Raw genomic sequence first — 11,504 nt, forward strand, 5'->3', positions numbered from 1 at the left:
TAAAAAAGTTAGCCACGGCCTTTACGACCGATACTTATCGTAAAGGAGCAGTGAAAATCTTTAGCCCACTGAGAAACATAGTATTCATAAAGTGAATCTTCCATCAGTTGGGGTTTTCATTCATCCTCCACTGATTTTATTACCTTAATAGTATGACCTAAAGGCCGCTTACAAAATAGGGGGCATTTAAGCGCTGCTATCTTCCACAGATACTTTCTCCTGAATATACGGATAAAATATTACCGCAACTGCAATCCAGCTTTTTAGAAGAGACTTTGTTCTTTTGCCGCATACAAAACGAGCCAACTTCAATACAAAACCCCTGCCTAAAGGTGTGGCAAGGGAGTTGTGGGAACAAGTTGAAGTATGAAGAAAGAGTGGGTAAATACCCACTCTTTTAAACGTTCGTATCGTTACTTACCAAAAATAGTATATCATATGGTAATGGACCTTGCAAGCTAGAATAAGGAAAGCTGATTTTGTTCAGCCATCCCTGCCAAACATCCGTGATTATCTAAGTATTCTAAGACAGTTTTGGAAATTTTGCTTCTCTCCCGCAGGTCTTCTTTAGATAGGAATTCTCCTTCTTCTCTAGCTTTCACAATGTTGAGTGCGGCATTTGTTCCTAAGCCATCGACCGCATTAAACGGTGGAATTAAAGCATCGCCTTCAACAATAAATTCTGTCGCACTAGAACGATAGAGATCTACCTTCTTAAAAGAAAAACCTCGTTCACACATTTCTAAAGACAGTTCTAAAACGGTCAGTAAATTTTTTTCTTTCGGAGAGGCATCGTTTCCTTTAGCGGTAATCATATCAATCCGTTTACGAATAGCATTGGATCCTTTAATCATCGTGTCGAGCTCAAAGTCATCTGCTCGAACAGTAAAATAAGCAGCATAAAAGAAAATCGGATGATGCACTTTGAAATAAGCAATTCGAACAGCCATCAATACATAAGCAGCGGCATGCGCTTTTGGGAACATATACTTAATCTTTTTACAAGACTCGATATACCAATTTGGAACATCATGCTTTTTCATTTCTGTAATCCACTCGTCCTTTAGCCCTTTCCCTTTACGGACAAACTCCATAATTTGGAAGGCTAAAGAGGTATCGAGACCCTTATGCATGAGATAAACCATAATATCGTCGCGACAGCCGATGACGTCTGGGAGCTTACATATACCATCATTAATTAGCTCTTGCGCATTACCTAGCCACACATCGGTACCATGTGACAAACCAGAAATGATGACAAGCTCTGCGAATGTATTCGGTTTTGTGTCTTCAAGCATTTGCCGAACAAACTTCGTTCCAAATTCTGGTACACCAAGCGTTCCCGTTTTACAATTGATTTGTTCTGCCTTCACCCCTAAGGCTTCAGGTCCCGAAAAGATCGTCATCACATCCGGATCGTCAGTAGGAATTGTTTTCGGATCAATTCCACTTAAATCTTGCAACATACGAATAACAGTTGGATCATCGTGTCCAAGTATATCCAATTTCAATAAATTATCATGAATAGAATGGAAATCAAAATGCGTCGTTCTCCATTCACTGTTTCTGTCATCTGCCGGATATTGAATAGGCGTAAAATCAAATATTTCTTTATCGTCAGGAACAACAATTATTCCTCCAGGATGCTGACCTGTCGTTCGTTTCACTCCTGTACATCCTTTTACGAGTCGATCCACTTCTGCGTTTTTATAGACAAGCTGTTTATCTGATGCATACCCTTTGACGTAACCATATGCTGTTTTTTCTGCAATCGTTCCAATTGTTCCAGCACGGTAAACATTGTCAATCCCGAACAGTTCCTTCGTATAATTGTGAGCGCGGGGCTGATAAGAGCCAGAAAAGTTCAAATCAATATCAGGAACTTTGTCACCTTTAAAGCCTAAAAATGTTTCGAACGGAATATCTTGTCCATCTTTCGTTAATGGAGTTCCGCATGTTGGACAATTCTTATCCGGCAGGTCAAATCCACTTCCTACCGAACCATCCGTAATAAATTCATTGTAATGACAGGACGGACAAACATAATGTGGTGGCAATGGATTTACTTCAGTTATTTCTGTCATTGTCGCCACAAAAGACGATCCGACTGATCCCCTGGAACCTACCAAATAACCATCATTGAGAGATTTTTTCACTAGTTTTTGGGAGATGAGATAAATAACACTAAATCCATGACCAATAATACTTTTCAGTTCTTTTTCTAATCGTTCCGTAACGATTTCGGGAATCGGCTCGCCGTAAATTTTCTTTGCTCTTGTATAGCAAAGATCACGTATTTCCTGATCTGCACCTTCAATTGTCGGCGTAAACAGCCCGTCCTTTACTGGTGCTATTTCTTCAATTTCATCAGCAACAGCTTGGGTATTTGTAATAACAATTTCAGTTGCCTTTTTTTCCCCTAAAAAGTAAAAGGCCTCTAGCATTTCATTGGTCGTACGAAATGGTGTTTGGGGCAATGTCACTCGGTTTAACGGATTTCCAGCTTGGGAAGCGATAAGAATTTGTCTATAAATCTGATCCTGTTCATCTAGATAATGAACATTTCCCGTAGCAACTACTTTTTTATCCATACGCTCACCTAACTGGACAAGCTTTTTAATAATATCTAATAGCTGCGCCTCATTCTGCACTAAATCTTTTTCTATTAAATGAGCATAATTGGCAGGCGGCTGCACTTCAATATAATCATAGAATCGGGCAACAGATTCTGCTTCTTCTGCTGATTTTTGCATCATTGTCTCAAACACTTCGCCCTGATCACAGGCGGATCCGACGAGAATGCCTTTACGATATTTCTGTAATACGGATCGAGGCAAGCGAGGGACCCGGTAAAAATAATCGATATGGGCATGAGAAACGAGCTTATACAGATTTTTTAACCCTTCTTCTGTTTGTGCGATTAATGTACAGTGAAAAGGTCGTGAACGTTGATACGCATTACCTTCGCCCATGTGATTGTTCAGTTGGTTATGATTGGTAATCTCTTTTTCGAGCAACGCTTGAACAAGCTTCCATAATAAATAGCCTGTTGCCTCCGCATCATAAATTGCCCTGTGATGCTGTGTTAATTCAATATCCAGATGCTTACATAGCGTATTCAAGCGATGATTCTTCAAATGCGGAAATAGGAATCTGGCTAACTCCAACGTATCAATGACCGCATTTGCTGCTTTATCAAAACCTAGTTTTTTAAAACCTTGATTTAAAAATCCCATATCAAAACTTGCATTATGGGCTACTAAAATATCATCTGCCATCCAATTACGAAAGTCGGTTAAGACCTCTTCTACTTCTGGTGCGTTTTGTACCATTTCATCGGTGATCCCGGTAAGATCTGTTGTTGTCTGTGATAAAGGATGGTGCGGGTTTGCAAAAGACTCGAATCGATCAACAATTTCACCTTGATGGATTTTAACCGCAGCCAATTCGATAATCGTATCGTAAACGGCCGATAACCCAGTCGTTTCTACGTCAAATACAACATATGTACCAGTAGCTAAATCTACATCTTTGTCATTATAAGCGATAGGCACTCCATCATCGACTAAATTTGCTTCTACACCGTACAGCACTTTTATATTGTGCTTTTTCCCTGCATTATAAGCTTCTGGGAATCCTTGAACCCCTGCATGATCCGTAATTGCTATCGCTTTATGTCCCCATTTGGCAGCTTGGGCAATTAATTTTGCTGGTGAAACGACAGCATCCATTTGACTCATCGTGGTATGTGCATGCAATTCGACCCTTTTCTCTTCATCTGGAGCTTCGTCTTTTCGAGGTTCTACTTTAATCTCATGAATATCATTAGCCATCATTGCTAGTTCATTTGTATACATATCTGTTTGAATGCTGCCTCGAGCTTTGATCCACATGCCCTCTTTCACAACGTTAAATTTCTCTGCGTCCTCTTCCCCTTTGGAGAACATTTTAATTTGCAGCGAGTCGGTGTAATCTGTTGCCTTTATAATAAGCAAGCTGCGGCCCGAGCGTAGTTTGCGAATATCAACAGCGAAAATATAACCTTGAACCGTTACTCTGCGTTCTTCTTCTAATATTTCTTCCATCTGAACAGGTTCATCTTGAATTTTATAGCCAAGCATCAATGGTTTATTTTCTGGTTGCAGCTTTGCTTGATCTCGTTTAGTTATTTCTTGTACCGTACGCTGCACCAATTGCTGATCTTCAGCAGCTTTCTGTTCTTTAAATTGCTGGATAGCTTCTAATTCTGTTTTGACTTCAATATGCAAGTGAAAGTTAGGCAAGCCTGATTTGGAGCAAAAAGCTTTGAATGGCTCTTCCAGTCGCTTTTTAACAGCTTTCCCTTCTGCCACATTTCTTGTAGTTAACATAATATTATTACCGTTAACTCTAGGCGTTTGCGATTGGATCATATCTTTGTACGCTGGTGATAACTGGGTAAAAGATTGAATAAAATGGTGCCAATAATTTAGCGTTGTCTGCTCATCACATGACCTATTTGCTGTTTCAATCGTCAATTCCACATTGGCAATTTGTTCAAAGCTTGTTTGTAGCTGATGTTTAAATAGCTGATAAACTTCACATGGTAATACTTGGCTGGTACAAATATGAAAATGCCATGTCTTTGTTTGCTTAAATATTTCCAACTTATTTAAGTAACTATCCGCAAAATAGACTAAATGGTCATCTGAAATTTGCACTTGCTTTAACAGTACATCCATTTTTTCCTTTTTTGAAATATCCATTTGTATCCTCCTGTACCGTCATTAAATAAAAAGCTGTAAAACCCCTGCCGCACACTCTGACAAGGGTTTTATTCTTTGTATTACTGTTCTTTATTAAAGGAATAGACGTTGAATATCGTTCCAAGTAACAATAATCATAAGCAACATCAAAAGTGCAAAGCCGACAAAATGAAACAGGCCTTCTTTTTCAGGTGCAATTGGCTTTCCACGTATAGCCTCTATTCCCACAAACAATAATCTACCGCCATCTAAAGCTGGTAAAGGAACGAGATTGACGATCCCTAAGTTAATACTTAACATTGCCGTCCAGAGCAAGAAGTTCGTAAAACCGGTTTGAACAATTTGATCTGTTGCATCATAGATACCAACTGGACCAGATAATGTATCGATCGATAATTGTCCGGAAATTAGCATACCTAAGTTAGTCAAAATAAGTTTCGTTGTTTCGAACGTTTTTGAAAAACCGTACGTCACAGTACCAAGAATTGATTTTTCATATGCCGGATAGACTCCTATTTGACCAAAAGACTCTTGTCCTTCAACACCTTCTACTTCTTTTGGTATGATCGTTAATGTAACCTCATCTCCATCACGAAGAACTTTTGCATCAAGCTCTTCATTTGGATGTTCTCGTATGATAGTAGTAAACTCTTCCCAAGTCGATATTGGCTCTCCTTCTAATTGCACCACTTCATCGCCGTTCTGCATACCAGCTTCTGCAGCAGGAGATTCGGCTGCAATCTCACCCATCCTCGCTTCCTCAACTGGGGTTCCTTGGACTAGTCCTATGATAATAAAAATAACGATCGCTAAGATAAAATTCATCATCGGGCCGGCGAATAATTGCATTGCTCGCTGTCCCACAGTTTTTGAAGCGAACTGCCTATCATATGGGGCAATTTGTGTTTCTTGTTCATCTATGACAAAAAAAGCTTTCGGGTCTACTTCAAAAATCAGTTTTTCCTCTTCGTCACCAACTTCATATCCCTTAATTTGTAACGCATGGTCCAAGTCTGCTTCTTCAATTTCAATGATACGAGCATGTGGGTGCTTTGATTTGTGATTAACGATAATTTTATTTACTTTTCCTAATTCATTAAATTCGAGTCCGACATGATGTCCAGGTTTTAAATCAATAATTTCTGGGTCATTTCCTGCAACTCGTACATACCCACCGATCGGAAGGAGCCGAATGGTATAAGCGGTTTCGTTCCGAGTGAAGGTAAACACTTTTGGACCAAAACCAATCGCAAATTCGCGAGCCAGCATACCAGCTCGTTTGGCAAATATTAGATGTCCCCATTCATGAATGAATACAAGGAGACCAAACATGAAAATAAACGCAATTACTGTATTCAAATAAAGCACCTTCCTTTAAGAAGTATAGGATGACCTTACACCTGTTTAATGCGTAATAATTCTAGCTCATTACTACTATTTAAATCCATTCTACTAAAGGTAAGCTTTTTTCTCTACTTTGTATAGAAAGTTACTTTTCTTTCTACCTTATCCCGGCATACAAGGTGCCGTAAAACTCCCATTAAAAGCTCACGAACTCATACTACAACAAGTCCTAAATGGGTACGGTGCCTCAATGCATTGTTTCGTACGCGACCTTTAGCCCTTATCCTCTTACAATACCAACAATATTTGGGTGGGTAAATATAATCCCATCCATTACTAAAAAACATAGCCATATCATTCTCATTTCACATTCAAATGGATGCAGATGGCTTATTCGCTTATCAATTAAAAAAATCCAACGAGATGTAAGATTGGCAGGACAAATAATAAACTGTCGAAACGGTCTAAAATACCACCATGACCGGGAAGTACATTACCTGAATCCTTAACCCCAAAATGACGTTTAAAAGCCGATTCAACTAGATCACCAATTTGACCAAATACGGAAGCAATTACTGCTACTCCGATCATAACAATTAGATTGTCTTCAAGCGGGTGAATGAGTTGAAATATTATACTGACTATAATGGCTAACAGAACGCCTCCTAATGCACCTTCAATTGTTTTATTTGGGCTGATTTTTGGCCATAGCTTTCGTTTTCCAAATGCCCGGCCAAAAAACAATGCTCCTGTGTCAGTTGACCAGATAAGGAGAAATATATATAGAATTGTTGCCAATCCTCCTCCTTCACTATTTCTAGCTAACAGCAGATAATAAAAACCGAATCCTACATAGATCGCCGATATTAAGACGATACCTGCATAATCAAAAGTAAATTTATTCTTTACTAATACAGTATAGGATAGGAGCAACAAAACAATGAGCATTAATATTTCTGATTTCGTTAGCCACATAAAAGGGATGGCTTCCATATGTTCCGGTCTTAACAACACCCACAAAAGCACAATTCCTAGGATCGATGGCACCGAGTATTTAGCAATATTCCCCATTCTTAATAACTCTAAAAAACCAATCGTTGCCATTGCGTAAACTAAAATCTCAAATGGAAGGCCACCAATAATAACGAATGGAACAAAAATAATTAGTGCAATGATGGCCGTAATTATCCGTTGCTTCATATACTACCTCACCTTAAATACCGCCATAACGACGCTGGCGTTGCTGATATTCTTCAATTGCTTGTTTAAATACTGCTTCATCAAAATCTGGCCAATAAACATCGGTGAACCAAAATTCAGTGTATGCTAGCTGCCATAATAAAAAATTGCTTAATCGCTGTTCACCGCTTGTTCGTATTAACAGATCAGGATCACTCAACTCTTTTGTATATAAGTACTTGGCAAAGATTTCTTCATCTAAAGTATCCATCGATAGCTTTGAATTTTGGATATCTGCCATTACTTGCTTTGTTGCTTGTACAATTTCGTATCTACTCCCATAGTTTAAAGCAAAATTTAATAATAATCCATCATTATTCCTTGTTTTATCAATGGCATATTGAACAGCTTCTTTTGTATGCGCTGGCAGAGCATCAAATTCACCAATCGTTTGAATTCGAACGTTTCTTTCCATTAGCTCAGGTAAGTGAATATGTAAAAATTCCTTTGGAAGCTTCATTAAGAAATCAATCTCTTTTTGCGGCCGTTTCCAGTTTTCAGTGGAAAATGCATACAATGTCACTATGTTGACATTGCATTTATGCGCTGCGCGCACAGTTCTGACTACGGAATCAACACCCTCTTTATGACCAGCAATACGTGGCAATGACCTTTTTTTTGCCCATCTCCCGTTTCCGTCCATAATAATGGCAACATGGTTGGGAATGTTCTCCGTACTTGTTAATGGTTCTGATTCTTTTCGTTTCTTTTTTGTAAAAGGAAGTCTAATTGACATAGTTTGTCCTCCGAATATGTGTCAACGTTTAAATAGTTTCTTATCTGCACATATATATGATGTACAGTCATTTTCTATGATACTTGAATCATCATTATATCATGTAAACCAAGTTTTATTATACCGATTTTTTCACAGGAATACAAAAGCCCCCTTAAAAAAAGAGGGCCCTTTCTTCCTATTTTACCATGGAATTGCATTAAACTTCCATAATTTCTTTTTCTTTATCTTTTGCAAGCTGGTCAATTTTGGCTATATATTTATCAGTTGCTTTTTGCACATCATCTTGTAAAGCTCGTATATCGTCTTCTGAAATACCGTCTTCTTTTTTCAGCTGGTCATTTGCTTCACGACGGATATTTCTTACTTGTACACGGGACTCTTCGGCGTATTTACCGACAACTTTCACCAAATCTTTCCGACGTTCTTCCGTTAAAGCTGGGATGGTAATGCGAATAACATTCCCATCACTGGATGGAGAAATACCTAAATCTGCTTTTTGAATTCCTTTTTCAATATCTGAAATAGCTGATTTATCAAAAGGAGTAACAACGAGTAGCCTTGCTTCCGGAGCAGAAACAGATGCAATTTGGTTTAATGGTGTACTCATACCGTAGTACTCCACAAAAACACTGTCTAATAAAGCTGGGTTTGCTCTTCCAGCTCTTACAGTAGCAAGATTTTTAGAAAAGGCTTGTATAGCTTGTTCCATTTTTTCTTTCATTTTTTTCAATATACCATCCGACATTTTTATTTCCCCCTTATTGTAGTTCCGATTACTTCCCCTTGCACAACACGTTTAATATTTCCTTCTTCCATAATGGAGAAGACAACTAAAGGAATATCATTGTCCATGCACAAAGTGGAAGCTGTTGAATCCATCACTCCAAGACCTGCATTTAACATTTCCATATAAGAAAGATTCTCATATTTCTTTGCATTTACATTCAGTTTAGGGTCGTCTGTGTATACGCCATCTACATTATTTTTCGCCATTAAAATGACTTCTGCTTCAATTTCAGCAGCACGTAATGCTGCAGTTGTATCAGTTGAAAAAAATGGATTTCCGGTACCAGCAGCAAAAATGACAACTCGCTTCTTCTCCAAATGGCGGATTGCTTTTCTTCGTATGTACGGCTCAGCCACTTGACGCATTTCAATGGATGTCTGTACTCTCGTTGGTATACCAATGTTTTCCAGTCCATCTTGAAGCGCTAAAGCGTTCATAATTGTTGCCAACATTCCCATGTAGTCAGCATTAGCACGGTCCATTCCCATTTCACTGCCTACTTTACCGCGCCATATGTTTCCACCACCAACGACGATGGCAATCTCCACGCCCATTTCAGCAACTTCTTTAACTTGGTCAGCAATAGACTGGATAATCTTTGGCTCAATGCCATATCCAAGTTCTCCACTTAATGCTTCTCCACTTAATTTGAGCACAATTCTACGGTAACGAGCTGTTGTCATAGTAACCTCCATAGAAAATTTAATAGTTTATTGTATACAAATCCTTAAGTTGTATGGAGAAATAGGGAACAATTGCTTGCCCCCTATCAACCAATTTATTTTTTAATTTGGTTCATCACTTCATCTGCAAAGTTTTCTTCACGTTTTTCCATACCTTCGCCTACTTCATAACGTACGAAAGCTTTTACAGAAGCTCCTTTATCCGCAACAAATTGCTTCACTTTTTTATCTGGATCTTTAACAAAACTTTGCTCTAATAAACAAATTTCTTCAAAGAATTTACCCAGACGACCTTCTACCATTTTTTCAACAATTTTTTCAGGCTTGCCTTCGTTTAATGCTTGCGCTTTTAACACTTCGCGCTCATGATTTACTTCTGCTTCTGCCACATCTTCACGAGAAATGTAACGAGGATTTACTGCAGCAATATGCATTGCAACATCTTTTGCAGTTTCTTGGTCTGTTGTTCCTTCTAACAGTGTAAGAACACCAATACGTCCACCCATGTGTAAATACTCACCAAATGTATCATTGTCTGACTTTGTAAAGATGGTAAAACGGCGAAGAGATAATTTTTCACCAATTTTTGCAACTGCAGCTTTAATGTGGTTTTCCACCGTTTCTCCTGTTGCTTCCATCGTTTGTTGAAGTGCTTCTTCAACTGTTTCTGGTTTTTGAGCTAGCAAATGAGTTGCTAATTCAGACAGCAGATCCTTAAATTGATCGTTTTTAGTTACAAAGTCTGTCTCACAATTCACTTCTAATAATACTGCAGTATTGCCATCCGTTTGAATGTACGCAGACCCTTCAGCAGCAATACGATCGGCTTTTTTAGCTGCTTTAGAAAGACCTTTTTCACGTAAGTAGTCTACAGCGGCTTCTAAGTTGCCATCTGTTTCCTGTAGCGCTTTTTTGCAGTCCATCATACCTGCACCAGTTTTTTCACGTAATTCTTTTACCATTTTTGCAGTAATTGCCATTTAAAATCCTCCTTAAGATCATCGACTAATTCATTTTTCTTTAAAAAAGGTGATAAAAGGCTCTCATCCTCTTATCACCCTCACCTTTCTCATGATTACTCTTGTTCTGTTTCCGTTGCCTCTTCTTTAGATGCTTCTTCTGATGCTGGAGCTTCGTCCATTTCTTCGCCTTGTTTCACTTCTAAAATAGCATCTGCCATTTTGGAAGTCAAAAGTTTCACAGCACGAATTGCATCATCATTTGCAGGAATAACATAATCAATTTCATCAGGATCACAGTTTGTATCCACAATTCCGATGATCGGAATATTTAATTTATGAGCTTCAGCAATGGCAATTCGTTCTTTACGTGGATCAATTACAAACAACGCATCTGGAAGTTTGTTCATTTCTTTAATACCACCAAGGAATTTCACTAAGCGATCTTTTTCTTTAAGAAGATCAACAACTTCTTTTTTTGGTAGTACTTCAAATGTACCGTCTTCTTCCATACGTTCAATATCTTTTAAACGGTTGATACGTTTACGAATTGTTTGGAAGTTTGTAAGGGTTCCACCTAACCAACGTTGGTTTACATAAAACATACCTGAACGAATCGCTTCATCCCGTACAGACTCCTGTGCTTGTTTTTTTGTTCCAACGAATAAAATAGTTCCTCCGTCGGCAACAACTTGCTTTACATAATTGTAAGCTTCATCAACCTTTTTAACTGTTTTTTGCAAGTCGATAATGTAAATACCGTTACGTTCTGTAAAGATGTATTTTTTCATCTTTGGGTTCCAGCGACGAGTCTGGTGACCAAAATGCACACCAGCTTCAAGTAGCTGTTTCATTGAAATAGCTGACATTAAAATTCCTCCTAATTGGTTTTTTCCTCCGTATTAGATCCTCTTTGTAAATAAACCAATAAATTGGCACCTTATTTACAAATCCCTAAACGTGTGTAATTGACGTACTGCCACTTAAGTAGCATCATACATTATCTTC

At 38.4% G+C, this 11,504-nt stretch carries 8 protein-coding genes; all 8 read right to left on the reverse strand.

From position 1 onward, the window contains the following. Positions 1 to 458: 458 nt before the first annotated feature. On the reverse strand, positions 459 to 4,745 hold the full coding sequence (locus tag D1839_RS02580) for a PolC-type DNA polymerase III (RefSeq protein ID WP_120378327.1): 4,287 nt from the start codon (positions 4,743 to 4,745) through the stop codon (positions 459 to 461). A 93-nt stretch (positions 4,746 to 4,838) separates the two neighbouring features. After that, the gene (gene rseP / locus D1839_RS02585; protein WP_120378328.1) at positions 4,839 to 6,104 is read right to left on the reverse strand and encodes an RIP metalloprotease RseP; all 1,266 of its coding nucleotides are present in this window, start codon (positions 6,102 to 6,104) and stop codon (positions 4,839 to 4,841) included. A gap of 390 nt (positions 6,105 to 6,494) precedes the next feature. Then, on the reverse strand, positions 6,495 to 7,289 hold the full coding sequence (locus D1839_RS02590) for a phosphatidate cytidylyltransferase (RefSeq protein WP_120378329.1): 795 nt from the start codon (positions 7,287 to 7,289) through the stop codon (positions 6,495 to 6,497). Between the two features lie 13 nt (positions 7,290 to 7,302). Continuing rightward, positions 7,303 to 8,064: an isoprenyl transferase gene (locus tag D1839_RS02595; protein WP_120378330.1), complete on the reverse strand. Its 762-nt coding sequence runs from the start codon at positions 8,062 to 8,064 to the stop codon at positions 7,303 to 7,305. 199 nt (positions 8,065 to 8,263) lie between these two features. Further along, on the reverse strand, positions 8,264 to 8,812 hold the full coding sequence (frr, locus tag D1839_RS02600; RefSeq protein WP_120378331.1) for a ribosome recycling factor: 549 nt from the start codon (positions 8,810 to 8,812) through the stop codon (positions 8,264 to 8,266). A 2-nt stretch (positions 8,813 to 8,814) separates the two neighbouring features. Continuing rightward, positions 8,815 to 9,537, reverse strand: coding sequence for a UMP kinase (gene pyrH / locus D1839_RS02605; RefSeq protein WP_050352769.1), 723 nt, complete (start codon positions 9,535 to 9,537; stop codon positions 8,815 to 8,817). Between the two features lie 95 nt (positions 9,538 to 9,632). Further along, positions 9,633 to 10,517: a translation elongation factor Ts gene (gene tsf / locus D1839_RS02610; protein WP_120378332.1), complete on the reverse strand. Its 885-nt coding sequence runs from the start codon at positions 10,515 to 10,517 to the stop codon at positions 9,633 to 9,635. Between the two features lie 95 nt (positions 10,518 to 10,612). Next, positions 10,613 to 11,365, reverse strand: coding sequence for a 30S ribosomal protein S2 (rpsB, locus tag D1839_RS02615; RefSeq protein ID WP_050352767.1), 753 nt, complete (start codon positions 11,363 to 11,365; stop codon positions 10,613 to 10,615). Positions 11,366 to 11,504 lie beyond the last annotated feature (139 nt).

Source organism: Roseburia sp. 1XD42-34 (genome assembly GCF_009917385.1).
In the GTDB taxonomy this organism is placed as follows: domain Bacteria; phylum Bacillota; class Bacilli; order Bacillales; family Amphibacillaceae; genus Virgibacillus.

Excerpts from the sequence above, each read along its gene's own strand:
- pyrH (WP_050352769.1), bottom strand. The coding sequence starts at position 9,537 with ATGACAACAGCTCGTTACCGTAGAATTGTGCTCAAATTAAGTGGAGAA.
- frr (WP_120378331.1), bottom strand. The coding sequence starts at position 8,812 with ATGTCGGATGGTATATTGAAAAAAATGAAAGAAAAAATGGAACAAGCT.
- D1839_RS02595 (WP_120378330.1), bottom strand. The coding sequence starts at position 8,064 with ATGTCAATTAGACTTCCTTTTACAAAAAAGAAACGAAAAGAATCAGAA.
- D1839_RS02590 (WP_120378329.1), bottom strand. The coding sequence starts at position 7,289 with ATGAAGCAACGGATAATTACGGCCATCATTGCACTAATTATTTTTGTT.
- tsf (WP_120378332.1), bottom strand. The coding sequence starts at position 10,517 with ATGGCAATTACTGCAAAAATGGTAAAAGAATTACGTGAAAAAACTGGT.
- rpsB (WP_050352767.1), bottom strand. The coding sequence starts at position 11,365 with ATGTCAGCTATTTCAATGAAACAGCTACTTGAAGCTGGTGTGCATTTT.
- D1839_RS02580 (WP_120378327.1), bottom strand. The coding sequence starts at position 4,745 with ATGGATATTTCAAAAAAGGAAAAAATGGATGTACTGTTAAAGCAAGTG.